We start from the raw sequence: 23,753 nt of genomic DNA, 5'->3' as shown, positions 1-23,753 counted from the left end.
GGGGGCGGACCCGAGCCGGGCCGCCCCGCGCGGGCGGCCCGGCTCGGACGGGCGCGCTCAGACGGTCGGGGCCGAGGGCTCCGGTCCCCAGTACTCCGGGCCGACCCCGCGCCAGTCGATGAGCGGGGAGACCGAGACCTCCACGGGGTCGACGTCGAGGCCGGCGCGGCGCAGGAACTCGGCGACGTCCGCGACGCTGTACGCCAGCCCCAGGATCTCGCCGTTGACGCGGACGCGCCGGCCGCCCGTGGGGGAGGGCGGGTGCACGGTCACGGGCAGTGCTCCGGACATGTACCCAGCATCGGGTGCGGGGCCCCGCACCGCATCCGGACCGCTCCGCCCGGCCGCTCCGAACTCCCCGCGGCGGCCCCGCGCCGGAAGGGAACCAGCGCCTCCCCTTCGCACCGGGCCGGTTCCGGTCCGAACGGCAGGACCTAGGGTGGTCCGCGTGACGGACACCAGCAAGCGGCCCCTCGCCGTGTTCGACCTGGACAACACCCTCGCCGACACGGCGCACCGGCAGCGTTTCCTGCAGCGGCGGCCCCGCGACTGGGACGCCTTCTTCGCCGCCGCGCCCCAGGACCCGCCGATCACCGAGGGCGTACGGCTGGCCCGGGACAGCGCGGTGGAGTGCGAGGTCGTCTACCTCACCGGGCGGCCCGAGCGGTGCCGACAGGACACGCTCGACTGGCTCGCCGCCCACGGGCTGCCCGAGGGCCGTGTGCACATGCGGCCCGACGGCGACCGCAGGCCCGCCCGGATCACCAAGCTGGAGATCCTGCGGCGGCTCGCCGGGGACCGCGAGATCCGGGTGCTCGTGGACGACGACGAGCTGGTGTGCGAGGACGCCGAACGGGCGGGGTTCCGTGTCCTGCGTGCCCGCTGGACGGCCCCCTCGGCCGAGCTGGCACAGGCACAGGAGCGGGAGGGGCGGACCTGAGAGGGGGCGGTACGGGCCTCAGCCCGCGTCCTCGATGCAGAGGTACCGGCCTCAGCCCGCGTCCTCGATCCGGAAGCCGACCTTCAGCCCCACCTGGTAGTGCTCGATCCGGCCGTTCTCGATCTGGCCCCGGACCTGGGTGACCTCGAACCAGTCCAGGTTGCGCACGGTCTGCGAGGCGCGGGTGATGGCGTTGCGGATGGCGTCGTCGACCCCCTGGTGCGAACTGCCGACGATCTCGGTGACCCGGTAGACGTGGTCGCTCATGGTGCGGGTGCTCCTCTCGCGGGCGGCGCCGCGGGGGCGCCGGACGACGGGATGTCACGTCGGACGGTGACACCCCGTGAAGCGGGCGTCACACGTCACTCCACGGTGCCGCATCCGCGGCCCGCGCGCGAGATGTGCGGATCGTGACCGGACGGACACTTGACCTCCGTATTGGTCCATACCAAAATCCCAGCACGCCCGTACGAGCCCGCAGCTCGGCCCCCCACGTCGGGAACTTTCCTGTGCACCTGACAGAACTGGACCCCTCGTGAGACGTCGCCTCCTCGCCCTCGTCTGTGTGTCCGCCGCGCTGGCCAGCGCCTGCGGAGCGCTGCCCGGCAGCACCGGCGGGCGGCACACCGTCACCGTCTGGCTGATGAAGGACAGCGCCTCGCAGGACTTCCTGCACCGCTTCACCGAGGACTTCGAGCGCGGCCACAAGGACCTGCGCCTGGACATCCGCATCCAGGAGTGGACCGGCATCGGCCCGAAGGTGCAGGCCGCCCTCTCGGGTGACGGCGAGGGCGGGCCGGACGTCATCGAGGTCGGCAACACCCAGGTCGCCCAGTACGTCGAGGGCGGCCGGCTCACCAACCTGACCCTGGAGTCGATGCGGGACTGGGGCATGCGGGACTGGGTGCCGGGCCTCGCCGAGCCGGGCCAGGACAACTCCGCCCAGTACGGCATCCCCTGGTACGCGGCAAACCGTGTCGTCGTCTACCGCAAGGACCTTTTCGAACAGGCGGGCGTCAAGGCCCCGCCGCGCACCCGCGCCGAGTGGCTCGCCGCCACCGAGAAGCTCGACAAGGGCGGCAACCAGGGCATCTACCTGGCCGGTCAGGACTGGTACACGCTCTCCGGGTTCATCTGGGACGAGGGCGGCGACCTCGCCAAGGAGAGCGCCAACGTCTGGAAGGGCACCCTGGACACGCAGGCCGCCCTGCGCGGGATGGACTTCTACCAGCGGCTGCAGGCGCTCGGCGACGGTCCCGCGGGCTCCGACGAGGAACACCCGCCGCAGGCCGGGGTGTTCGCCGCGGGCAAGGTCGCGCAGATCGTGGCCGTGCCCGGCGTGGCGCAGGCCGTCGTGCAGAAGAACCCCGGCCTGCGGGGCAAGCTGGGGTTCTTCCCGGTGCCGGGGAAGACCGCCGCACGGCCCGGCGCCGTCTTCACCGGCGGCTCCGACCTCATCGTGCCGCGCAACACCGGCGACCGGGACGCGGCGGTCGCGGTCGTCGCCGCCCTCACCGGCGCGAAGTGGGACACCGAGCTGGCCCGCACCATGAACTACGTCCCCAACAAGACGACGCTCGCCTCGGCGGTCGCCGGGGAGGAGGGGGTCGCGGCCATGGCGGCGGGCGCCGCGCACGGCCGGGCGACGCCCAGCACCCCGCAGTGGGCCGCCGTGGAGGCCGACAACCCGATCAAGCGGTACATGACGAAGGTGCTCGGCGGCGGCGACCCGCGCACCGAGGCCCGCCGCGCCTCCCGGCGGATCACCGAGCAACTGGCACCCGGCCTGGGCTGACTGCCCGGCCCGGGCCGACCCGCTGGCCGGGGCCGCCGCCCGGCCCGGACGGGCCCCGGGCCGGGGCTGACTTCCGGCCAGAGCCGAGCCGCCGCGACGGCACGAACCGCGGCACATGCGGCTCGGCCCGCACACGGGGCTCGGCCCGGCACACGCGGTTCGGCCCGCGCACGGGGTTCGCCCCGGCCCATGCGGATCGGCCCGGACACAGAGCTCGGCCCGGCACACGGGGCTCAGCGCGGCACGTTCACCGCACCACGCTGAGCGACAGCGCGAAGCGCCGCCCGGCGTCCGTCCACCACCGGGTCAGCTCCAGTCCGGCAGCCGCCAGTTCCGCGCTCACCCCCTCCCGGCGGAACTTCGCCGAGACCTCGGTGCGCAGGTCCTCGCCCGCGGCGAAGTCGACGGCGAGGTCGAGGGCGGGCACCTTCACGGTCTGCGCGGCGCGGGAGCGCAGCCGCATCTCGATCCATTCGTCGTCCGGGTTCCACAGCGCGACGTGGTCGAAGGCGTCCGGGTCGAAGTCGGCGCCCAGTTCGCGGTCGACGACGGCGAGGACGTTCTTGTTGAACGCGGCGGTCACCCCGGCCGCGTCGTCGTACGCCCGCACCAGCACCTCCTCGTCCTTGACCAGGTCCGTGCCGAGGAGCAGCGCGTCGCCGGGGGAGAGCAGCGCGCGCACCCCGGCCAGGAACTCCGCGCGTTCGGCGGGCAGCAGGTTGCCGATGGTGCCGCCGAGGAAGGCCAGCAGCTTCGGACCGGGGGCCTCGGGCAGGGTGAGCCCGGCGGTGAAGTCGGCGATCAGCGCGTGCACGGTCAGGCCGGGGCGCTCGCCGGTCAGCGCCCGCCCGGCCTGGCGCAGCGCGCTCTCGCTCACGTCGACGGGGATATAGGTGTGCAGGCCGGTGAGGGCGTCGATGAGGTAGCGGGTCTTCTCCGAGGAACCGGAGCCCAGTTCGACCAGGGTGCGGGCGGGCAGGGCGGCGGCGATCTCGGCGGCCCGGCCGGCAAGGATCTCGCGTTCGGCGCGGGTCGGGTAGTACTCGGCGAGTTCGGTGATCCGCTCGAACAGATCACTGCCGTGCGCGTCGTAGAACCACTTCGGCGGCAGGGCCTTCGGGTCGCTGGTCAGCCCGTGCCGGACGTCGGCGCGCAGCGCGGCCGCCATGGCGTCCTCGGGCAGGATGCGGGTGACGTGGAACGGGCTCACGTACGGGGCTCCTCGGGGGGTGCGGACGTCAGGTCCTCGGCGGCGTTCTTGAGGGTGAGGTCCTTGAGCGGGGTCAGCAGGACGTCCGTGCGGTGCGCCGCCAGCAGTGTGCGGTCGGGCACGCGGCGCCAGCGCGGATCGTCGTCGTAGGGCTCGGAGGCCACCACCACCGAGCCGGGCCCGGGGGCGGCGAGGTACCACAGGGTGTCGCCCCAGGCGGTCGCGGTGATCGTGTCGCCGTCGGTGAGCAGGAGGTTCAGCCGGGAGCCGGGGGCCGCCGCGGCCACCTCCAGCACCGTGTCGGCGAGCGCCTGCGCCGGGGTGTCCCCGGCGCGCAGCCTGGCCAGCACCAGCGCCCACACGAGGGCGGAGTCGTTGCGGGCCTCCAGCGCGAGCAGGTCCTCGGGCGGCAGCGTCCGGGCCGGCCCGGCGAGCGAGCCGGGCCAGCCGGTGACGGCGCCGTTGTGGCTGAACAGCCACCGGCCCGCGGCGAACGGCGCCGCCGCGGCCTCCGCGTCCGCGCCCGAAAGCGTCGCGTCGCGCACCGCGGCGAGCAGGGCCCCGGTCCGCACGACCCGGGCGAGGTCGGCGAAGGACAGGTCCGCCCAGACGGGCCCGGCCCGGCGGTAGCGGGCGGGCACGGGGTCGCCGGCGGCGTACCAGCCGACGCCGAAACCGTCGGCGTTGACCGTGCCGTACCGCTGCTGCCGGGGCGCCCAGGACTGGCGGTACAGGCTGTGCGGCGGCTCCACCAGGACGCGGCCGAGCGGCTCCTCGGGGCCCAGCCGGGCCAGGTGACGGCACATCAGGACTCTCCCGGCCGGGCCGAGCGTGCGGTGCGGAAACCGGAGAAGATCTGCCGCCTGACCGGGTAGTCCCAGTTGCGGAAGGTGCCGCGGCAGGCCACCGGGTCCACGGCGAACGAGCCGCCGCGCAGGACCTTGTACTCCGGTCCGAAGAACACTTCGGAGTACTCCTTGTACGGGAACGCCGCGAACCCCGGGTAGGGGAGGAAGTCGCTCGCCGTCCACTCCCACACGTCGCCGATCAACTGCCGCACGCCCAGGGGTGATTCGCCGGCGGGGTAGCTGCCCGCCGGGGCCGGGCGCAGGTGGCGCTGGCCCAGGTTGGCGTGTGCGGGCGACGGGTCCGCGTCCCCCCACGGGTAGCGGGCCGAGCGGCCGGTGGCCGGGTCGTGCCGCGCGGCCTTCTCCCACTCGGTCTCGGTGGGCAGCCGCCGTCCGGCCCAGCGGGCGTAGGCGTCGGCCTCGTACCAGCTCACGTGCAGCACCGGCTCGCCGGACGGTACGGCCTCGGTGGCGCCGAAGTGCCGCCGCAGCCACTGTCCGCCCTCGCGCCGCCAGAACAGCGGCGCGGTGATGCCCTGGCGCCGGATGTGGTCCCAGCCCTCGGGCGCCCACCAGCGCGCGTCGTCGTACCCGCCGTCCTCCACGAACGCCTGGTACGCGCCGTTGGTCACCGGGGTGGTGTCGATCCAGAACGGCGCCACCTCGCGTACGTGCGCGGGCCGTTCGTTGTCCAGCGCCCACGGCTCGGTGGAGGTGCCCATGGTGAACGGGCCGCCGGGGACGAGGACTTCGGGCGGTCCGGTGAACGGGGGTGCCGGTTCGGGGTCGGGTGCGGTCAGGGCGCGCGGGCCCCGGCGCAGCTGGTGGGTGATCAGCATCGTTTCGTCGTGCTGCTGTTCGTGCTGGGCGATCATGCCGAAGGCGAAGCCCGCCTCGGTCAGCCGGGTCCCGTGGAACGCGGCCGACTCCAGCACGTCCAGCACCCTGCCGCGCACCTCGGACGCGTACGCGCGGGCCTCGGCGGGCGCAAGCAGCGGCAGCGAGGGGCGTTCGGAGCGCGGGTGTTCGAAGGCGTCGTAGAGGCTGTCGATCTCCGGGCGCATCGCCTCCCGCCCGGCGACCGTGCGCAGCAGCCACAGCTCCTCCTGGTTGCCGATGTGTGCGAGGTCCCACACCAGCGGGGACATCAGCGGGGAGTGCTGAGCGGTCAGGTCGGGCTCCTCCACGCAGCTGGTCAGCAGCGTGGTGCGCTCCCGTGCGGCGGTGAGCGAGGTCAGGGCGCGGGCGCGCAGCGCCTCGGGGTCGGTTCCGGCGCCGGGCGTCGGACCGGGCGCCGCCTCGAGCGCGGGGTCGAGCGCGGGGTCGGTCATGAGCGGAGGTCCTTCCCGTGGGTGCGGCGGTCCCGGCCGTCCAGCCGGTCGAGCAGGTCGTCGGCGGGGCAGCGGCCCTTGCGGACGTAGTGGTCCAGGTGCGCGCCGACGGCGTCCTGGACCGCGGCGGTGGCACCGAGCCGGGGCAGGGCCGCCAGGGCGGCCTCGAAGCAGGTGACCGCCACGTCGCGCAGCTCCGGGTCGGCGAGTCCGGAGCGGGCCGCCTCGGTCCAGAGCGGATTGTGCGGCGCGGGCCGGCCCATGGTCCGCTCGGCGAGCGGTTTCACGGCCCGGTACGCGTTCTCGGCGGCCTCCGGGTCGTCGAAGAGCGCCGCCGTCACCGCGAGCGGCACGATCCATCCGTCGTCCCCGGACTGCGCGTCGATCATGCGCAGTTCGAGGTGGCCGCGCGGCCTGACGGGCGGGAACAGGGTGGTGAGGTGGTAGTCGAGATCCTCGCGGGACGGCCGTCTCGGGAGGCCGGAGCGTATCCACTCCCGGAAGCTCAGCGCCTCGGGCACGTGCCACGGCCCGTCGTCACGCCGTACGCACATCACCGGCGCGTCCAGGACGTGCCGGGCCCAGGCGGTGCGGGGGGAACCGTCCAGTGGCGGTGCGCCCGCCCGGCCCGGGCCGATCTCCGTCCAGAGCAACTGCCGGGTGGAGCGCCATCCGGTGGGCCGGTCTCCGAGCAGCGGGGAGTTCGCGAACGCGGCCACCAGGACCGCGCCCAGCTGGTGCGCGAGCCACCAGCGCCGCACGTGGCCGAGCGGCCCCGGCTCCTCGTGGCCGGCGTCCAGGCACACCTGCACGGAGGCGGAGGTGCACATCATGTGCCGGCCGGCCGGGCCGTCGCGGTCCAGACAGGCCTCCAGGGCGTCGTAACGCCGCTCCCGCAGGAACCTGCGGGGGGTGTGCCAGGGGTCGTGCCCGAGGCCGACCAGACACAGCCCGTCCCCGGCCAGTACGGCGCGGACGCGGTCGAGGTCGGCGGAGACGGTGCCGATGCACTCCGTCAGGGAGGCGGCGGGCGGCGAGCTGAGTTCCAGCTGGCCGCCGGGTTCGACGGTGAGCGCCGATCCCAGGGGCACGGTCCGCAGGGCGGCGTAGGCCGCTTCGAGACGTTCGGGGGTCACGGGGAGCCGCGGCGCGCGCAGCTCGTGGACCAGCCATTCCACTTCGACGCCGACGGTACGGGGCGGTCCGGTCTTGAAGCAGATGCCGCTGACCAGAGCCTCGACCTCGGCTTCGGTGACGGCGGTACGGGGCTCCGTACAGCCACTTGCCGAATCGGACATGTCGGGATCCTCCTGAGATTCCACCATGCCACCGGCCCGGGTTCCGTGGTCCGGGACGGGGTCGCACCGTCCCCACCCAAAACCCTCGGGCCGATTCGCACAAGGGTGCAGAACGGGATAATCGTGCCCCGAAATCTCCGTTTCCGCGATGTTTCCCGCACCTTCACGGTGCCTGCCCACGGCTCGCGAGGGCGGATTCGGCGGCTGCCGGAGGCGGAAACTCCGTTGCACCCGGGCTCGCGGATCGCCCACGATGCGTGCATGAACACGGGGGACGCCGCGCGGTGCGCGGTCATGGCGCCCACGGGGGTGGCGCCATGAGCGCGCGCCTGCGCGGCATCGCACAGCAGACCGAGCAGATCGTGATGGCCGGGGGCTATCGCCGGGAGGACGGGCGCGAGGTGAGCCTGGCGGCGGCCGTCGAGGCCGCCCGGGCCGGGACGCGCATGAGCGGGCCCGGGCCGGTGCCCGTACCGCCGTGGGCGCCGGCCGAGACCTCCTTCGAGGTCACGGGGGAGAGCAGCCTGGAGGCCGCCCGGCGGCTCGGCGGGCCGGTGGCCGTCCTCAACTTCGCCTCGGCGCGCAATCCCGGCGGCGGCTACCTCAACGGCGCACAGGCCCAGGAAGAGGCCCTGTGCCGTGCCTCGGCGCTGTACACCTGTCTGCTCGGGGCCAGGGAGTTCTACGAGCACCACCGCGCCCACCGCGACCCGTTCTACTCCGACCGGGTGATTCACTCACCGGCCGTCCCCGTCTTCCGTGACGACCGCGGCCGGCTCCTGGACGAGCCGTACACCGCCGGTTTCCTGACCGCGGCCGCCCCGAACGCCGGGGTGGTGCTGCGGGACACGCCCGAGCGGGCCGCCCGGCTGCCGGGCGCCCTGGCCGTCCGCGCCGAGCGGGTGCTGGAGACGGCCGCCGCCCACGGCTACCGGCACCTGGTGCTCGGCGCGTGGGGATGCGGGGTGTTCCGCAACGACCCCGCGCAGGTGGCGGGCGCCTTCCGGGCGCTCCTGGGGCCGGGCGGGCGGTTCTCGGACGCGTTCGAGCACGTGGTGTTCGGGGTGCTGGACCGGACGCCGGGGAACGTCGTCCGGGCGGCCTTCGCGCGCGCGTTCGCTTAGAGCGGCGAACAGAAGCGGGCCCCGGCGGACACCGTCCGCTGACCGGAACCCGCTTCTGTCCGCACCGATGCCGATGCCGATGCCGATGCCGGCGCCGGCGGCTTCGGCGCCGTTGTGCGCCGGCGCGTACCCGCTGCGTGCCTCGGCGACACTGACCTCCCCCCAGCATCCTGACCTCCCGTCAGGAACCCTCTTTCCGTGACCGGATCTGCATGCCGGGACGCCGGCGGTGCACCGTCAGGTAGACGAGCCCGTCCGGGCCGGCGCCGAGACTGCGCGTCGAACCGTGCGGCAGCCAGACCGTGGCGCCCTCGGCCAGTTCCCGGGGCTCGTCCTGCGGGCCCGCGCCGAGCGTCCCGCCGCCGGAGACGACGTACACCAGCACGTCCAGGTCGGGTTCGGCGTGCGGTGCGACCCGCGCGCCCGGTGCGAGGCGGACCAGATTGGCGTCGAGCTGACGCCCGCTCTCCGCCAGCTTCCACAGCACGCCCGCCGCTGCCGGAGGATTCCCGGCCAGCGCGCGGGCGTCGCACAGCACGCGCGGCTCGGGCGGCCCGGCCCCGTCCGGACCGGTGTCGTGCGCGGCGGACGACGCCATGGTGCACCCCTCTTCCCTGTGGCTCCGATGCATCGCCTACGATTGTTCCATGTTCGACTCGTAAAAAATCACCGCAGGTGGGAAGGGGTGAGTCGAGTGTCCGAGAGGCGGCGCAACCCGCGTCGGCGCGAGGTGCTGGACATGCTGCGTTCGGCCCCCGGGCCGCTGGGTGCCGTGGAGGCCGCGGAGCGGATCGGGGTCCACCCCAACACGGTGCGTTTCCACCTGGACGCCCTGGTGGCCGAGGGGCTGGCCGAACGGCGGGCCGAGGACATGGACGGCTCAGGGCGTCGCCGCCCGGGCCCCGGGCGTCCCCGCACGGTGTACGCCGCCCGGCCGGGCATGGACCGCGACGGCGCCCGCGGCTACGGTCTGCTGGCGCGGATGCTGCTGGGTGAACTGGCCTCGCGCGGGCCCGAGGCGCGGACCGCCGCCGTCGAGACGGGCCGGTCATGGGGCCGCCGCCTCGCGAAGTCTCCGCTGCCTCCGCCGCCCCTCTCGTGGCCGGGCACCTCGCCACTCCCGTCTGCGACGCGGTCGGCGGCCGCGGACCCGGCGGGTGCGGGGACGACGGCAGCGGGGCCGGCGGCAGCGGGGCCGATCGACCGGCTGGTCGGTCTGCTCGACGATCTCGGTTTCGACCCGGTCCCCGAGGGGGGCGGCCAGGGCGGCATGCCGGAGCGGATCCGACTGCGCCACTGCCCCTTCCTGGAACTGGCCGAGGAGTACGGCCAGTTGGTGTGCCCGCTCCACCTGGGGCTGATGCAGGGCGCGTCGGCTGAGCTGGACGCACCGCTGACCGTGAGCGGCCTGGAGCCGTTCGCCGCCCCCGGCTCCTGTCTGGCGCACCTGGCCGCCCCTGCGCCCGCCGGGACGCCTTCCGGATGACGTGAACAGGCCCGGACCCTCGCGGCCCCGGCGGAGAACGGCCCGGGCCCGTCCGCCCGGACAGAAAGGCAGCACATCGATGAACACCACGTCGGCCGCGACGGCGAGCGCGGTCACCTTCGTCTGGCTCGGCATGGTGCTGGGCATCTCCTTCCTGGAGGCTCCGCTGAAGTTCCGTGCCCCGGGCGTGACCATTCCCATCGGCCTGGGCATCGGCCGCATGGTCTTCCGGGCGCTGAACCTGGTGGAGGCCGCGCTGGCCGTCGTGGTGGTCGTCGCGGTGGCCCTGGGCCGCGCCCCGGCCGCGGTCACCGCCCTGACCGCGGCCGTCGCCGTCCTCCTGCTGGTGCAGCTGGTCCTCGTCCGCCCCCGGCTGAACCGCAGGTCCGACCGGGTCCTGTCCGGCGCGGAGGCCGTGGACGGCCCCCGGTCGCACGACCACCTGGTCTACGTGGCCCTGGAGATCGTCAAGGTCGCCGTCCTGATCGCCCTGGGCATCGCCCTGCTGACGGTCTGACAGGCGTGGCTCGCGCATGCTTCGGACGGGCACCGAAGGGGTAGGTGCCCGCCCTGGCGCCCGTGCGGTGCGGTGCCGGACGCGGTGGGGCGAGGGGGAGTTCATGAGCGGCGAACTGGTGCGCTTCGACCTGGGCGGGGGATCCGCCGGGGTCTACGTCGAGATGGCGGACGAGGACCCCGGGGTCGAGCGTGCCCGGCGGCGCGTCGGCGGCACCCGGCAGGAGGCGGTGGACGGGTTCGAGGCCGGCCTCGACCAGATCCGGGACGTGGCCGGCCGCACCCTGCGGCGGATCACCGCGATGCCGTCCCCGCCGTCCACGGTCGAGCTGGAGTTCGGGGTGAAGTTCAGCGTGGAGGCGGGCGCGGTCATCGCACGGACGGGCGTCGAGGGGCACGTGAAGGTCAAGGTGGTCTGGGAGCGGACCACTCCCGGACAACGACTTCCGCAGGACGAGGACGAGGACGGGGACGAGGAAGACGGCGGCGACGGCGACCGGGGCGGGGGCGGAGGGGAGGGCGCGGGCGGCGGCCCGGACGCCGGACCCGGTACGGGCGCCGGTGACAGCCCGGCGCCGGGCGTCACTGGGACATCGGGTCCGTCGACCTGACCGCCACGGGATCCGCGTCCGGCGGCTCCCGGCGCACGGGAGCCACCACCGTGCGCTGCGCCTGAGCCGCCACGCCCACCGGGGGCACCGGATCCTTCACCAGGTCCGGCACGTCACCGACCCGCTCCAGTTGGCTGCGGTACAGGGTCGTGCCGCCGGTGACGGCCTGCGCGCACAGCACGGCCAGGATGCCGGGCCCGAGCAGCGCGGCGTCCCCGAGCATCTCCGCCGTCATCACCAGCACGCCGAGCGGGGCGTGGGCCACCGAGCCGAGACAGGCCGCCATGCCGACCGCCACCGGGACCAGCGGACTGTGCGGGGCGATGCCCAGCGGCTCGGCCAGCCGCCACAGCGCGGCGCCCACCCCCGCGCCCACGACCATGCCGGGCCCGAAGATCCCGCCGGACCCGCCCGACCCCACCGTCAGCGCCGTACCGACGATCTTCGCGAGGGGCAGCGCGAGGACCACGGCCAGCGGGAGGTCCAGCAGCAACTGCCGCTGCGTCACCGCCTCCATGAGGCCGTACCCCGTCCCCAGCACCCCCGGGACCAGCAGCCCGAGCCCGCCCACCAGCAGTGCCCCGACCGTCGGCGCCGCGATCCGGGACAGCAGCCCGCGCGCGCGGGCCTCCACCCGCAGGTGCACCGCGTAGAAGCACGCCGTGTACAGCCGTCCGGCGCCGCCCGCCACGACACCCACCACGGCGACCAGCGCGAACTCCCCGACGCCGCTGACCGCCGCGCCCGCGTGGTGGCCCAGTACGGGCGTGAACCCGAAGCAGGCGCCGAACGTCAGCCAGCCCGCCACGGAGGCGATCAGCGCCTTCGGCAGCACCCGCGCGTCCATGCCCCGCCGGTGCAGCATCTCCGCCCCGAGCAGCGCCCCGCCGAACGGCGCACGGAAGATCGCGCCCACCCCCGAGGCCAGCCCGATCACCAGGGCGGTCCGGGCCTGCTCGCGCGACATGCCGGTCCGCCTGGCGATGACGGAACCGAAGGCCGCCGAGATCTGCGCCGCGGGCCCCTCCGTGCCGCCCGAGCCGCCCGAACCCAGCGTCAGCGCCGACGCCACGAGCTTCACCACCGTCACCCGGCCGCGCATGCCCGTCGGGTCGTGGTGGGCCGCCGCGATGGCCGCGTCCGTGCCGTGCCCGCGCGCCTCGGGGGCCAGCCACAGCGCGAACGCGGTGGCGACCAGGGCGCCGCCGCCGGCCACCAGCGGCACCAGCCACGGCCGGTCGGAGCCCTCCAGCTCCAGGAATCCGCCCTCCGCCGTCGTCCGGTAGGGCCGGTAACCGGCCACCGACTCCAGCAGCCAGCCGGTGCACAGGTGCAGCAGCCCGAACAGCGCCGCGGCGCCCAGACCCGCCACGGCGCCGATCAGGACGGCGGGCACCACCCAGCGTGCCTGTGAGTCGTCAGCGCCGTCCACCGGCAGCAACCGTGCGGTCGAAGACCGTAAGGACCAGCGCCGCGAACGCTCTTCCGTACCACGCGCCCCCGCTGTCACCCGCATACTCCCGCCACCCGGCACCGTCCCCCTCGGCCAGGGTGACGGCCGACCCGGCGCAAGGTCAACCGCGCAGCTCCGAACGGGGGATGACGGATCATCAGCATACTGACACCCCATCGCACAACCGTCCAATACACCCCAGCGGAACCGGTCGGCCGCGCCCGAATCACGGGCTGACCTGCCTACGTTCATCTGGTTATCCTCAAAGCCGGATCAACAGACAGTCAGCGGGCAGTGGCGACAGGGGGCTGAGGCCGATGCCGAGCGGGGCCGGTGAGCGCACGGCGGACATGCCGGATCTGACAGGGCTGCCCCTGGAGGAGATTCTGGAGGGCACCGACTCGGCGCTGTCCGCGGCCCTGAGCCGCGTCCTGCGCCACCTGGCGGGCGAGGAAGCGCCGGTGGCCGCCTACGACTCCGGAGGCGACACCTCCGAGGGCCCGCGCCGGCTCACCACCCCCGCCCCGTGACCCCCGCCGGCAGCGCCCCGCACGGCCGGTGGCCCGACGACCTCCTCGACGTCGCCGCCCTGCGCGCCGCCGGCGAACGCCCGCTGCCCTTCCGGGAGTTCGTCGTCAAGGTGCACAGCCGCTGCAACCTCGCCTGCACCTACTGCTACGTGTACGAGGCCGCGGACCGGCACTGGCGGACCCAGCCGCACACCATGTCCCCGGACACGGCGGTACAGGTGTGCCACCGGATCGCCGAACACGCGGCACACCACCGCCCCGGCTCCGTGCGCGTCATCCTCCACGGCGGGGAACCGCTGCTCGCCGGAACCCCCCTGCTGCGCACCCTCACCCGGACCCTGCGCGCGCGGCTCCCGGCCGGCACCACGGCCGAGGTCGTCGTCCAGACCAACGGCACCCTCCTCGACGACGACGTCCTGCGCATGTGCCACGAGGAGGACATCAAGATCGCCGTCAGCCTCGACGGCACCGCGCGCACCCACGACCGCGCCCGCCTCGACCACGCCGGACGCGGCAGCCACGCCCGCGTCGCCGCCGCCCTGCGCCGCCTCGCCGCCCCCGGCCACCGCGAGGTGTGGGCCGGCATCCTGTGCACCGTCGACGTCACCGCCGACCCGCTCGCCACCTACGAGCACCTGCTCTCCTACGACCCGCCCGCCCTGCGCCTGCTGCTGCCGCTGGGCAACTGGACGACCCGCCCGCCGGGACGCACCGCCGACCCCGGACACACCCCCTACGGCCAGTGGCTCGCCACCGTCTTCGACCGCTGGTACGGCACACCCGGACCACCGGTGCGCATCGCGTTCTTCGAGTCGGTCCTCGACCTCCTCCTCGGCGGCGTCACCCGCACCGAGACCATCGGCGGCGCCCCCTGCCAGCTCGCGGTCGTCGACACGGACGGCGCCCTCACCCTCTCCGACCAGCTCAAGTCCGCCTACGAGGGAGCCGACCGCAGCGGCCTGGACGTCCACCGCCACTCCTTCGACGCCCTCCTGGACCACCCCGGCGCCGTGGCCCGCCAGCTCGGTGCCCGCGCCCTGGCCGCCACCTGCCGCGCCTGCCCGGTCGGCACCGTCTGCGGCGGCGGCCACTACCCCCACCGCTACCGCGCCGACAACGGCTACCTCAACCCCTCCGTGTACTGCCCCGACCTGATGGCCCTGATCCGGCACGTGGCCCACGTCCTGCGCGCCGACCTCGACCGAGCCGCCGGGGCCCGCCGTTGACGCACGACCACCGGGCCGCCGCGCCCGCGCCCCCGCTGCCCCTGCCCGGCGGCCTGTGGCACCAGCTCGCCCGCGGCACGCCGGACGGTGCCACCGTGCGCCTGCTGCGCACCGCCCGCGCGAGCCGCAACCTCCTGCTGCTGCGCGCCCTGCACGAGGATCCGCGCGGCGGACCCGCCCGCGCCCAGGCCGTCGCCCTCCTGGCCGCCGTACGCCACCGCGCACCCGCCGTCTTCGACGCCCTGATCACGGACCCGGCCGCCGGAACCGCGCTCGCCGAGGCCGTGCGCGACGGCCGCCCCGACCCGGTCGGCGCCCTCGCCGCGGCCGCCGGACACCGCGCCGGCCTCACCTTCCGCCTCGACGTCCCGGTCCACGACGGCATCCTCCGCCTGCCCGGACTCGGCCGCGCCGCCCTGGCCCCCCACACGCGCGCCGCACGCGTCGCGGGCGGCCCGCACGGCACCACCGTGACCGCCCACGGCCCCGGGACCACCGTCACCGTCACCGTGCCGGACGCCCCCGACCGGGCCGCGCCCGGCTGGGCGCCCCTGCCGCACCTCACCCTCGCGGGCCCCGGCCCGCGACTGCGCCTGCGCCTGGACTCCCACCCCTCCCTCGACGACCCGGGGCTGCCGCAGGCCGGCGAACCCGCCCGCTGGCGGGAGCGGCTCGGCGCGGCCTGGCGGCACCTCGCCGCCCGCCACCCCGACCGGGCCGACGCGGTGCGCGGCACCGTCCGCGCCGTCGTCCCGCTGCCCCCGCGGGCCCCCGCCGGCACCTCCGGCCGCTGGCTGAGCGCCTCCTTCAGCGACGCCTACGGTCTCGTCGCCCTCGCGCCGCTCGACGACCCCGCCGAACTCGCCGCCGCGCTCGTCCACGAGACGCAGCACTCGCTCCTGTACGCCCTGCAGGACCTCACCCGGCTGCTCGACGCCCCGCCCGGCGCCCGCGGCCACGCCCCCTGGAGCGAACGGCCCCGGCCGCCCTCGGCCCTGCTCCAGGGCGCCTCGGCGTTCCTCGTGACCGCCGCGTTCTGGCGCACCGAGGCGGCCCTGGGCGACCGGGCCGCCCACGCGCCCTACGAGCGGTGGCGGCACACCGTCCGCCGCGCCGCCGACGAGCTGGAACGCGGCGACTGGCTCACCGGGAACGGGCACCTGCTCCTGCGCGCCCTGCGCGACGTCCTCGCCGAGTGGGACGACGCACCGACGTGACCCGGGCCGCGCCCGCGCGCGGCGGACGGCGCCCGCCCGGGGGCGCCCGGCACCCCGGGGCCGGCGGGCGGGGGCGGGTCAGATCGGCGGGGGCTCGATGTCGCACTCCGCGCGGATCCCGGCGGCGGCGCCGCGGCTCTCCGGGTGGTCGGGGCCGAGGGTCGCCAGATAACGGCGCCGCACCGACGCCAGCAGTTCCTCGGCTGCCTCCTCGTCGCCGGTGGCCGCCGTGTCCAGGGCCACGTTGGTCAGCGCCGCCAGCGTCGCCGGGTGACGGTCGCCGTAGCGGGCCTCCAGCGCGCGGGCGCACTGCTCGCCCAGCGTCCGCGCCGCCTCCGGCTCACCCCCGTGCGCCAGGTCGGTGGCGAGGTTGACCCGGGCCAGCAGCAGCCACGGATGGTCGTCCGGGAGCGCCGCCGCCAGCGCCGCCACCGTCTCCTCGTCGACCCGGCGGGCCTCCGCGTGCTGCTGCGAGGCGCGCAGCGCCGCCCCGTGGTCGACACCGGCCGCGCCCGTCAGCGGATGCACCGGACCCAGCACGGACCGGTAGCGGCGCAGCGCCTCGGCGCTGTGCTCGCGCGCCGCCGCCGGGTCCCCGGTCAGTCTCAGGTCGTTGGAGATGTTCGTCAGCGCCGCCAGCGTGTCGACGTGGTCCTGGCCGAACAGCGTCCGGTACAGCTCCAGCGCCTCTTGGGCCAGGGCGAGTCCCTGCTCGAAGTCGCCGGCCTTGCGGCAGGTCACCGAGAAGTTCTTGATCGCGCGTGCCGTGTGCGGGTGCCGGTCGCCGTACTGCTCGCGGTAGCGGGCCACCGTGCTGCTCTGCAGGATCATCGCGTCCGCGTACCGGCCGCACTCGCGCATGTCGCGCGCCACGTTGTTGATGGAGAAGAGCGTGGAGCGGGCCGTGGGGCCCAGGATCTCCAGCCGGGCGTCGTGGATGCGCTGGTCGAGGGCGAGCGCCTCCTCGTACAGGCCGTTGACGCGCAGGCTCACGCTGTAGTTGTGCCCCACGGTCAGGACGTGCGGGTTCTGCTCGCCGTGCAGCTGGACGCTGCGGTCGTAGGCGTCGCGGTCCAGGGCCAGCGCCTGCGGGAAGCGGCCCGCCGCGCGCAGGTCGGCGGCGGTGGCCCCGGCCACGGTGAGGGTGAACTCGTGATCGTCGCCCAGCGTGGCGCGCAGTCTGGCCAGGACGTCCTCGTTGATCCGCCGCGAGTCCTCGAACTCGGCCAGCTGCCAGTGCGCGCTCGCCTGCTGCCGGCGCGCCCACAGCGTCTGCACGTGGTCGGGGCCCAGCGTCGTGTGCCAGATGCCGGCGACCTTCCCGGCCATCTGGACGGCACCGCGGAAGTCACCGCGCGCGATGACGTAACCGAGGATGCTCAGCGCCGTGTCACGTGCCTCGGCGTCCCCGCAGTCCAGCAGGCCGGACGGTTCGAGGTGGGGCAGGATGTCGGCGTAGTTGCGCCAGTTCTCCGGGCGCTGGGAGTCACCGGGGTCGTGCGCGGCGATGATCTCGTGGACCAGGTGCCGCAGCCTGGTGGCCTCCTCGTCGGACAGCTCGTCCCGCAGGACGCCGCTGAGCAGCCGGTGCACCTGGAGGGTGCCGGTGGCCGCGTTGACGCTCAGCAGCGAGAACTGGTTGATGGCCCGGACCGCCCGGCCGCGGGCCAGCTCGTCGCGGGCGACCGGGGCGAGGTCGTCGGGAAGGTTCAGCAGCCGCGCGTCGCGCAGGAACGACTGCGCGACGGGCTCGGGTCCGAAGAAGGCCAGCAGCCGCAGCAGTTCGAGCGCCTGCGGGTTCTGCGCGCGCAGCAGGTCCACCGAGGCCCGCCAGGTCGCCGCGACCGGCCGCACACCCGAGGACGGGGGCTCCGCCAGCAGCTCCTGGCGGCGGTTCTCGAGGAGGTCCAGGTAGGCGCCGGTGCCGATGCCCGACTGGGCCTGCGCCGCCACCGAGTGCTCCAGCGCCAGCGGCAGGTCGCCCAGCGACTCGGCGAGCCGTTCGGCCTCCTCCTGGGTGGCCCAGGGCGTGCGCCGGCGCAGGAAGCCGATGCTCTCCTGCCGGGAGAACACGTCCACGTGCAGCGCGTGCACCCGGTCGGCCCAGCCGGAGTGCCGCGAGGTGACCAGGACGTGCCCCGCGCCCTGCGCCACCCCGAGCAGCGACGGGATGTAGGGGACGACGTCCTCGGGCGCCCCCGCGTTGTCCATCACCAGCAGCCAGCGGCGGAACGGCTCCCCGGTCGACATCGCCGCCAGGACCCGGTCCACCGGGTCGCCGGGGCCCTCGGCCGCCGCGCCGAAGTCCGGCACGAGCGAGGCGAGCTGCTGGCGGATCACGGCGGGCTGCTCGGCGTCGATCCACCAGATCCGCTCGTACTCCGTGTGGTGGCGGTGCACGTACTCCACGGCCAGCCGGGTCTTGCCGACCCCGCCCATCCCGTACAGGGCGTACGGCAGGACGGCCACCTGGTCGCCCGCGTGCAGCATGGCCTGCAGCCTGTCGAGTTCCTCCTCCCGGCCGGTGAAGTAGGAGGCCTGGGGGAGCGGCATGGTCCGCGGCAGCCGGGCCGGCAGGGGGGTCCCGGCCGCCGGCGTGTGGGTGCTTCCCACGGGCGGGCCGGGCCGCTCGACGCCCGCGGCCGGTGGCGTCGTACGGGAAGGGGCGGGGTCCATCGACACGTCCTCCATGCGCTGAGCCGGTTCCCTGGGAGGTGGAGTGGTGGGCGGTGCCGCCGCGCCGGACGAGGCGGGCCGACGCCCGCTGTCCTCCCCGCCGGCGGGCCCGCCCAAAGACGAATGCGCCCGTGCGCGGGCCAGTGCGCCTCCGTAGGCCGGTCCGAGGGCGGCCAGGGCGGGCGCGGCCGCCGACAGCAGTTCCTGGTCGGCCGGTCCGAGCACGGCCCCGTCCAGCTCGGCGGGCGCGGCCACCAGCGTGCCCAGCAGCCCGGAGCGGGCGCCCATGACCCGGCCGGCGATCTGCGAGACCTCCTGCAGCGTGCGCAGGGTCTCGGTGCGCCCGAGGCCGAACAGCAGCCGGTCGCGTACGCCTTCCAGGAACTCGAAGCGCGGGCCGTCGTCCCGCGCCCCGCCGCCCGCTCCCGCGCCCCCGGGCCGGCCGGCCCGCGGGCCGCTGTCCGCCGCGAGCAGACCGCCGAGCAGGATCTCCGCGAACGGCAGCGGGCCGCCCGCCCGCCCCAGCAGGCGCTGCACCGCCCCCACGACCTCCGGCCGCAACGGGACCATCGCCAGCTGGGCGGCGAGCCGCCGCGCCTGCGGGGAGGCGTGCCGCAGGAAACGCCCTACCGCCTGCTCCGGGGTGACCGGACGGGGCCGGTGCTCGGGGGCGAGCGGCGGCAGGCACTCCGGGGCCAGACCCTGCTCGTCCACCAGCAGGGCCGCCACGTCACTGTGCGAGGGCGCCTCACCGGCCACCATGCGGGCCCAGCCCGTGAACCAGGACGCCTCCATCTCCAGCACCGGCACGGGCAGCGCGCCGGGCCGCACCCAGCGCGCGCCGTGCCGCAGGAGCAGCAGCGCGTTCGGCAGCCCGGGCGCCAGGGCCCGCACGCGTACGTCCCGTGGCACCGCCTCGCACAGGTCCCACAGACGGCTGGGCAGCGGCTGGAGCACCGCCACCGGGGTGTGCCGCGCCCAGCGGTGCAGCAGCCGGGGCACGCTGCCGGACGCCCAGGCGTCCCCCACGCAGTCGCTCATCAGCAGCACCAGCCGGCGTCCCTGCGGGTGGAACAGCTCGTCCGGGGCGCGGGCCGGGCCGCCGTGGTGGGAGCGCAGCCGCGCCGCCTTCCCACCGCGGGTGTCCAGCCACCACACCCGTACGTCGGCGAACGCGCCCTGACGGCGCAGCAGTTCGGCGAACCGGTCGGCGACGCCCCGCCACACGGTCATCGACACGCTCTGTTCGACGACGAGCGCGACCTCGAACCACCGGTCCGGCACGTCGACCGGCACGGGACTCCACCGGCCCAGCTCCGCCGACCGGATCGCGGTCCGCTCCTCGTCCAGGGTGAACCTGCGGCGCGAGCGGATCCGCCGGTTGAGGGGACGCAGGGCGCGGGCCAGCCGGAGCGGGTCGCGCAGCACCCCCGGGCGGGTGTCGGAGTCGAACAGCGGGACGGAGAGCTGCGGCGCGCCCACCGGGGACCCCATGTCGGTCAGCGGCCCCCGGACCAGGCGCCCGGACGGTGCGCCGGACTCCGCCTCGTCCTCCCCCTCACCCGCAGGAGCCGCGGGCTTCTCCGGGGCGTGCGGCGGCACGCCGTCCGCGTCGGATCCGGAAGAGGAACCGGCGGTCGGGGAACCGGTGGCCGGGGACCCCGCGGAGGGAGCGTTCTCGGCGGGGGAGCGGCCGGCGGGCGGACCGGCGTCCCGGGTCCCGGGCCCCGCGTGCCGGGCGCCGGCGGCGTCCGGCGCGGCATCGGCGTCGGCGTCGGCGCGCGGTGCCTCCCGCGCCCCGGGCGCTTCCGCGGGCGGTAAGTCGCCGGGCCCGCCGGCCCGGGGCGGCACGGCCCGGTCCGGCAGGACGCCCCCGGCCGTCCCGACGCGCTCCGCCAGCCAGATCGCCTCCGCCCACTCGCGCGCCGACGGCGACCGGGCCGCCTCGCCGGTCATGGCGAGGCGTCCGTCGCAAGGCTGCGCCACAGGGCCGCCCGCAACTGCGTCCAGGACGCCTCGTCGGCGTCGGCGGCGCCGTTCGTGAGCATGTGCACCGTGTTCAGGAGCTGGTCGGCGGCGAGCGAGCCGTCCCCGCGCTCCCGGAGGAACGCGCGGACCAGCTCCGCCGCCCGCGGGTCCCGTCCGGCACCGAAGTGGGCCTCGACCATCGCGGCCAGCCGTGCCTCGTCCGGAGCGGCGAGTTCCACCTCCAGGCAGCGGCGGCGGAAGGCGGGCGAGAAGGCACGTTCGCCGTTGCTGGTGATCACCACCACCGGGAACTCCGAGCAGCGCACCCGCCCGTCGCGCACCACGACCGGCGAGCCGTGGTCGGCCGTGCCGACGCTCGCCTCGCGCCGGGACTGGCCCAGCCGCTCCAGCTCGCGGATGCGGAACTCGCCCTCCTCGAAGATGTGCAGCAGGTCGTTGGGCAGGTCGATGTCGCTCTTGTCCAGCTCGTCGATGAGCAGCACCCGGGGCCGCTTCCAGGGCAGCAGCGCCGTGCCGAGCGGACCGAGCGTCAGATAGCGGCCCACGTCGGGCAGCGGCTCGCGCTTGAGGCCGGGGCCCGTCCCGACGGGCGCGTCCTGCACCCTGCCGATCGCGTCGTAGTCGTACAGGCCGTCGCGCAGCGTCGTACGGCTGACCACCGGCCACCACAGCACCCGGCCCAGACCCAGCTCGGCGGCGATCTGGTGGGCCAGACTGGACTTGCCGGTGCCCGGCTGACCGGTGACCAGCAGCGGGCGGCGCAGCTGGATCGCGGCGTTGATGACGTCGACGACGGCGTGGTCCAGGGTGCCCGCCCGGCGCGAGCCCAGCTTCCGCTCCACGTCCCAGTGGTCGCCGGGGTCGGGGATGTCCAGCGGCGGACTGTCGGTGTCCGGCCGGAAGCGCCGCCAGGGCGGCGGGGCGGGCAGCGGGGGCAGCGGTTCGGACGGCGCGTGCTGCGCGCCGTTGTCCCGGAACACCCACCAGGCGGGAGGACGGGGCTGCCGTGCCTCACGCTGATCGGTCGTCTCCCCGGTCATGGTTGGCCACCCCCGGTCCGCGGATGCCCGAGCGCGGCCTCCGCCCCCTCCAGTCCGTCTTGGCTGTCCCACACTAGGGTGACGTGGCGATGCAGGTCCAGCGTCACCGCTGACCCACCGCCGCCCGGACCGACGCCCCGCAGATGTCGTACCCGGTCGGGCAGCGCATCCAACCTTCCGGCCAGCAGATTCCACAACTGGGGCCGCGCCTCGGCGTGGTGGCCCTGGCGGCGCAGCGCGACGATGGCCGGAATACCCACCTCCAGGAGGACGTAGACCGGGTCGGCCGCCAGATCGCCGTCGTAGGCGGGGGGGTCGAGCAGGACGAAGCAGAACGGCGTCTCCCCGTCGCGCAGTTCGCTCAGCAGGTCGTAGGGCGCCGGGGCGCGGCCGTGCGCGACGTACCGTACGGCCGGGGCCTCGAAGACGCCGTCCGGGTGGGTCTCGAGCCAGGCCAGGCGGCGGTGCAGCGCCGGCCACCAGTACCGCTTGTGGAACCGGTCACGGCTGCGCACCAGGACCGTGTGGTCGGCGCCGATGGGGCGGGCCACCGAACCGGCCGGCCGGACCAGGAACTGGTCGACGTCCAGCCACAGCAGCGGCCGGGGCAGCAGGAACTCCACCTTCAGTCCGGCGCTCAGCTCCCCGAGGCGCTCCAGCGCGCTCTGGTGCACAGCGGCGACCGTCTCCTCCAGCGCGGCCCGGGAGGCCACCCGGCAGTCGGCGAGCAGGGAGTGCGGTCCCTGGGCGGGGGACAGCAGCCAGCCCCGCACGTGGTACTCGTCGGGGGCGGCCGGATGCGCCACGATCTCCACGAGCAGCCGGTACGGCTCGGCCGGCCGCCCGAGCCGGGCCCGCTCCCGGAAGCGGACCCTGCGCAGCAGCTGGGGCGGGCAGCCGATGCGGTGCGCCGCCTTGTCGTTCCAGGCCTGCAGACCGGCCTCCAGCGGCCGCTGCTGGCAGGCCGCCACGGCTTCGACGAAGGAGAGCAGCGGATGCGCCTCGTCCGCCAGGACCAGGGCGTCCTCCAGGGCGTCGAGCAGTTCCGCGACCGCCCCGGGCCCGCCGGCCTCCCCGCCCGCGGGCCGCGGCAGGAACGGCAGGAAGCGCCGGGCGAGCGGCTCCAGCGGCGTGGCGGCGGGGCACTGGGCGAGCAGCGCGCACAGCTCGTCGCGTTCGGCGGCCGTGAGCAGCCGCTCCGGGTACAGCCGCAGGTACATCTGCTCGACGGCCGCCCACGCCAGCGTCCCGGTACGGCCGCTGCCCAGCCGGTCGAGGTAGAACCGCAGCCCCTCGGGGTAGGTGTCGCAGGCCCGCAGCGTCGCGTAGAGGTCCTCCCTGAGCATGCCGGAGCGTTCGGTGTCCACCGGTCCGAACCGCTCGGCGAACGCCTCCGCGGCGCGCCGCAGCGGCAGCGGGTGGCCGAGCCCGGGGATGTGGGCGATGAGGCCCGCCAGGTCCCAGAACAGGTCCGTGCGCGGTGTGCCGGCGGTGCCGGTCACGGTGCGGTCCCCGCGTCGCCGCGCAGCCGCAGGACCACGCGCTCGAACTCGCGCATCGGCAGCGACCCCCGCTCGTACCAGCGCAGCGCGGCGGCGAGCCGGTCGATGCCGTCCGCGTACTGCAGGCACAGCGCCACGACCCCGCGTACGTCCTCGACCAGGACCGGTGACCGCTCGGCCAGGTCGAAGATCTCGTCCCCGGCGTCGCGCAGCACGCTCTCGCGGCGCTGCGGGTCGCGCATGCTCGGCAGCTTCACCAGCGCGGTGGTCAGCTCCCGGTCCGCGCCGCGCGGCCAGGCGGGCGCCGGCGCCGGCCCGCCGTGCACGGCACCGGCCAGCAGCGGGCAGTAGCGCACGGCGGCCTCGACGGGGATCATCCACGCGGTGCGGGAGCCGGCCGGGCGGCGCACGGCGACGACGACGCCGATGACGTACCCGTCCGCGTCCACGACGCCCGCCCCGCTGTATCCGCCCCGCACCCGCTCCTCGGACCCCTCCGGGCTCTCCAGCTGCACCCAGTCCGGGCTGAGCCCGCCCGCGCCGAGCAGCCGCGCCGTCACCCAGACGCCGGGTGCGGCGGCCGAGGACTGGCCGAAGACCCGTACGGTCCGCTCCCGCACCGGGCCGCACGCACGCAGCCGGGCCGGGACGCAGCCGGAGGGCGGCGCGCCGGTCAGTTCCAGGACCGCGACGTCCGCGCGTTCCCGGTCGGGCGGGGCCCAGCCCTGCGGCAGGACGGAGGCGCAGGACACCTCACGGCTGAGGGAACCCGGGTGGTCGACCGTGACGCTCAGCCCCTCGGGGGACTCGTGCTCCGCCAGCTCCAGCGCGCCCTGCACGACGTGAGCACACGTCAGCACCCGCCCCCCGTCCACCAGAACACCCGATCCCACCGGTGTGTTGTCCGAGCCGAGAATCCGCACCCGCCATGAGTCCTCGATCGACTGCGACACCACGCGCC

21 protein-coding genes are annotated in these 23,753 nt (G+C 75.5%); 9 read left to right on the top strand and 12 right to left on the bottom strand.

Annotation, left to right across the window (positions count from 1 at the left end):
- Positions 1–57: 57 nt before the first annotated feature.
- Positions 58–291, bottom strand: a complete 234-nt coding sequence (locus AC6I72_RS03425; protein ID WP_497999354.1) for a hypothetical protein — start codon at positions 289–291, stop codon at positions 58–60.
- Between the two features lie 157 nt (positions 292–448).
- On the opposite strand from AC6I72_RS03425, the gene AC6I72_RS03420 reads away from it, so the two are divergent.
- Entirely contained in the window at positions 449–940 is a 492-nt protein-coding gene (locus AC6I72_RS03420) for a phosphatase domain-containing protein (RefSeq protein WP_497999352.1), read from the top strand.
- A 51-nt stretch (positions 941–991) separates the two neighbouring features.
- On the opposite strand, the gene AC6I72_RS03415 is transcribed toward AC6I72_RS03420, so the two are convergent.
- On the bottom strand, positions 992–1,207 hold the full coding sequence (locus AC6I72_RS03415; protein WP_497999350.1) for a dodecin: 216 nt from the start codon (positions 1,205–1,207) through the stop codon (positions 992–994).
- Positions 1,208–1,475: 268 nt separating this feature from the next.
- Here AC6I72_RS03415 and AC6I72_RS03410 point away from each other — a divergent pair, with 268 nt between their 5' ends.
- The gene (locus AC6I72_RS03410) at positions 1,476–2,735 is read left to right on the top strand and encodes an extracellular solute-binding protein (RefSeq protein ID WP_497999348.1); all 1,260 of its coding nucleotides are present in this window, start codon (positions 1,476–1,478) and stop codon (positions 2,733–2,735) included.
- A 247-nt stretch (positions 2,736–2,982) separates the two neighbouring features.
- Here AC6I72_RS03410 and egtD read toward each other — a convergent pair whose 3' ends face one another.
- From egtD to egtA, 4 genes are read right to left on the bottom strand one after another with little or no spacing between them, the layout of a single operon-like run.
- Positions 2,983–3,945, bottom strand: coding sequence for an L-histidine N(alpha)-methyltransferase (egtD, locus tag AC6I72_RS03405; RefSeq protein ID WP_497999346.1), 963 nt, complete (start codon positions 3,943–3,945; stop codon positions 2,983–2,985).
- Positions 3,942–4,751, bottom strand: a complete 810-nt coding sequence (gene egtC, locus AC6I72_RS03400) for an ergothioneine biosynthesis protein EgtC (protein ID WP_497999344.1) — start codon at positions 4,749–4,751, stop codon at positions 3,942–3,944. The genes egtD and egtC overlap by 4 nt, the downstream gene beginning before the upstream one ends.
- Positions 4,751–6,124: an ergothioneine biosynthesis protein EgtB gene (gene egtB / locus AC6I72_RS03395; RefSeq protein WP_497999342.1), complete on the bottom strand. Its 1,374-nt coding sequence runs from the start codon at positions 6,122–6,124 to the stop codon at positions 4,751–4,753. Before egtB ends, egtC begins: the two co-directional genes overlap by 1 nt.
- Positions 6,121–7,422: an ergothioneine biosynthesis glutamate--cysteine ligase EgtA gene (gene egtA / locus AC6I72_RS03390; protein WP_497999341.1), complete on the bottom strand. Its 1,302-nt coding sequence runs from the start codon at positions 7,420–7,422 to the stop codon at positions 6,121–6,123. The genes egtB and egtA overlap by 4 nt, the downstream gene beginning before the upstream one ends.
- Positions 7,423–7,739: 317 nt before the next feature.
- Here egtA and AC6I72_RS03385 point away from each other — a divergent pair, with 317 nt between their 5' ends.
- Positions 7,740–8,546 carry a TIGR02452 family protein gene (locus tag AC6I72_RS03385; protein ID WP_497999339.1) on the top strand — a complete coding sequence of 269 codons (807 nt, stop codon included), beginning with the start codon at positions 7,740–7,742 and terminating at the stop codon, positions 8,544–8,546.
- A gap of 181 nt (positions 8,547–8,727) precedes the next feature.
- Here AC6I72_RS03385 and AC6I72_RS03380 read toward each other — a convergent pair whose 3' ends face one another.
- The gene (locus AC6I72_RS03380) at positions 8,728–9,144 is read right to left on the bottom strand and encodes a cupin domain-containing protein (protein WP_497999337.1); all 417 of its coding nucleotides are present in this window, start codon (positions 9,142–9,144) and stop codon (positions 8,728–8,730) included.
- A 141-nt stretch (positions 9,145–9,285) separates the two neighbouring features.
- Between AC6I72_RS03380 and AC6I72_RS03375 the strand changes: the two genes are divergently transcribed.
- The 3 genes from AC6I72_RS03375 (at position 9,286) to AC6I72_RS03365 (ending at position 11,159) form a co-directional block, all read left to right on the top strand.
- On the top strand, positions 9,286–10,032 hold the full coding sequence (locus AC6I72_RS03375; protein WP_498004577.1) for a helix-turn-helix transcriptional regulator: 747 nt from the start codon (positions 9,286–9,288) through the stop codon (positions 10,030–10,032).
- 79 nt (positions 10,033–10,111) lie between these two features.
- The gene (locus tag AC6I72_RS03370) at positions 10,112–10,549 is read left to right on the top strand and encodes a hypothetical protein (protein WP_497999335.1); all 438 of its coding nucleotides are present in this window, start codon (positions 10,112–10,114) and stop codon (positions 10,547–10,549) included.
- Positions 10,550–10,652: 103 nt separating this feature from the next.
- Entirely contained in the window at positions 10,653–11,159 is a 507-nt protein-coding gene (locus AC6I72_RS03365) for a CU044_2847 family protein (RefSeq protein WP_497999333.1), read from the top strand.
- On the opposite strand, the gene AC6I72_RS03360 is transcribed toward AC6I72_RS03365, so the two are convergent.
- Positions 11,131–12,591 carry a chloride channel protein gene (locus AC6I72_RS03360; protein ID WP_497999331.1) on the bottom strand — a complete coding sequence of 487 codons (1,461 nt, stop codon included), beginning with the start codon at positions 12,589–12,591 and terminating at the stop codon, positions 11,131–11,133. The two genes, AC6I72_RS03365 and AC6I72_RS03360, sit on opposite strands and share 29 nt — an antisense overlap.
- Positions 12,592–12,962: 371 nt before the next feature.
- On the opposite strand from AC6I72_RS03360, the gene fxsA reads away from it, so the two are divergent.
- Genes fxsA through AC6I72_RS03345 form a run of 3 tightly spaced genes read left to right on the top strand, consistent with a single transcriptional unit; the run spans position 12,963 to position 15,585 of the window.
- Positions 12,963–13,142 carry an FxSxx-COOH cyclophane-containing RiPP peptide gene (gene fxsA / locus AC6I72_RS03355; protein WP_497999329.1) on the top strand — a complete coding sequence of 60 codons (180 nt, stop codon included), beginning with the start codon at positions 12,963–12,965 and terminating at the stop codon, positions 13,140–13,142.
- The gene (locus AC6I72_RS03350; RefSeq protein ID WP_497999328.1) at positions 13,139–14,368 is read left to right on the top strand and encodes an FxsB family cyclophane-forming radical SAM/SPASM peptide maturase; all 1,230 of its coding nucleotides are present in this window, start codon (positions 13,139–13,141) and stop codon (positions 14,366–14,368) included. The genes fxsA and AC6I72_RS03350 overlap by 4 nt, the downstream gene beginning before the upstream one ends.
- A complete protein-coding gene (locus AC6I72_RS03345; protein WP_497999326.1) occupies positions 14,365–15,585 on the top strand; it encodes an aKG-HExxH-type peptide beta-hydroxylase in 1,221 nt (406 codons plus the stop codon). Before AC6I72_RS03350 ends, AC6I72_RS03345 begins: the two co-directional genes overlap by 4 nt.
- A gap of 78 nt (positions 15,586–15,663) precedes the next feature.
- Here the strand turns inward: AC6I72_RS03345 and fxsT are convergent, their stop codons facing one another.
- The 4 genes from fxsT to AC6I72_RS03325 are packed head-to-tail and all read right to left on the bottom strand — an operon-like array spanning position 15,664 to position 23,748.
- Complete coding sequence (gene fxsT / locus AC6I72_RS03340; RefSeq protein ID WP_497999325.1) at positions 15,664–20,217, bottom strand: FxSxx-COOH system tetratricopeptide repeat protein; 4,554 nt, start codon at positions 20,215–20,217, stop codon at positions 15,664–15,666.
- A complete protein-coding gene (locus AC6I72_RS03335; protein ID WP_497999324.1) occupies positions 20,214–21,290 on the bottom strand; it encodes an AAA family ATPase in 1,077 nt (358 codons plus the stop codon). The genes fxsT and AC6I72_RS03335 overlap by 4 nt, the downstream gene beginning before the upstream one ends.
- Complete coding sequence (locus AC6I72_RS03330) at positions 21,287–22,792, bottom strand: VMAP-C domain-containing protein (protein WP_497999322.1); 1,506 nt, start codon at positions 22,790–22,792, stop codon at positions 21,287–21,289. Before AC6I72_RS03330 ends, AC6I72_RS03335 begins: the two co-directional genes overlap by 4 nt.
- Positions 22,789–23,748 carry an effector-associated domain 2-containing protein gene (locus tag AC6I72_RS03325; RefSeq protein ID WP_497999321.1) on the bottom strand — a complete coding sequence of 320 codons (960 nt, stop codon included), beginning with the start codon at positions 23,746–23,748 and terminating at the stop codon, positions 22,789–22,791. The genes AC6I72_RS03330 and AC6I72_RS03325 overlap by 4 nt, the downstream gene beginning before the upstream one ends.
- Positions 23,749–23,753: the final 5 nt, after the last annotated feature.

This window comes from Streptomyces sp. Xyl84, assembly GCF_059731885.1.
This window is presented reverse-complemented; position numbering and strand designations above follow the sequence as displayed.

Coding starts and splice junctions, on each gene's coding strand:
- AC6I72_RS03425 (WP_497999354.1), bottom strand. CDS start 291: ATGTCCGGAGCACTGCCCGTGACCGTGCACCCGCCCTCCCCCACGGGC.
- AC6I72_RS03415 (WP_497999350.1), bottom strand. CDS start 1,207: ATGAGCGACCACGTCTACCGGGTCACCGAGATCGTCGGCAGTTCGCAC.
- egtC (WP_497999344.1), bottom strand. CDS start 4,751: ATGTGCCGTCACCTGGCCCGGCTGGGCCCCGAGGAGCCGCTCGGCCGC.
- egtB (WP_497999342.1), bottom strand. CDS start 6,124: ATGACCGACCCCGCGCTCGACCCCGCGCTCGAGGCGGCGCCCGGTCCG.
- egtA (WP_497999341.1), bottom strand. CDS start 7,422: ATGTCCGATTCGGCAAGTGGCTGTACGGAGCCCCGTACCGCCGTCACC.
- AC6I72_RS03385 (WP_497999339.1), top strand. CDS start 7,740: ATGAGCGCGCGCCTGCGCGGCATCGCACAGCAGACCGAGCAGATCGTG.
- AC6I72_RS03380 (WP_497999337.1), bottom strand. CDS start 9,144: ATGGCGTCGTCCGCCGCGCACGACACCGGTCCGGACGGGGCCGGGCCG.
- AC6I72_RS03375 (WP_498004577.1), top strand. CDS start 9,286: ATGCTGCGTTCGGCCCCCGGGCCGCTGGGTGCCGTGGAGGCCGCGGAG.
- AC6I72_RS03370 (WP_497999335.1), top strand. CDS start 10,112: ATGAACACCACGTCGGCCGCGACGGCGAGCGCGGTCACCTTCGTCTGG.
- AC6I72_RS03365 (WP_497999333.1), top strand. CDS start 10,653: ATGAGCGGCGAACTGGTGCGCTTCGACCTGGGCGGGGGATCCGCCGGG.
- fxsA (WP_497999329.1), top strand. CDS start 12,963: ATGCCGGATCTGACAGGGCTGCCCCTGGAGGAGATTCTGGAGGGCACC.
- fxsT (WP_497999325.1), bottom strand. CDS start 20,217: ATGACCGGCGAGGCGGCCCGGTCGCCGTCGGCGCGCGAGTGGGCGGAG.
- AC6I72_RS03335 (WP_497999324.1), bottom strand. CDS start 21,290: ATGACCGGGGAGACGACCGATCAGCGTGAGGCACGGCAGCCCCGTCCT.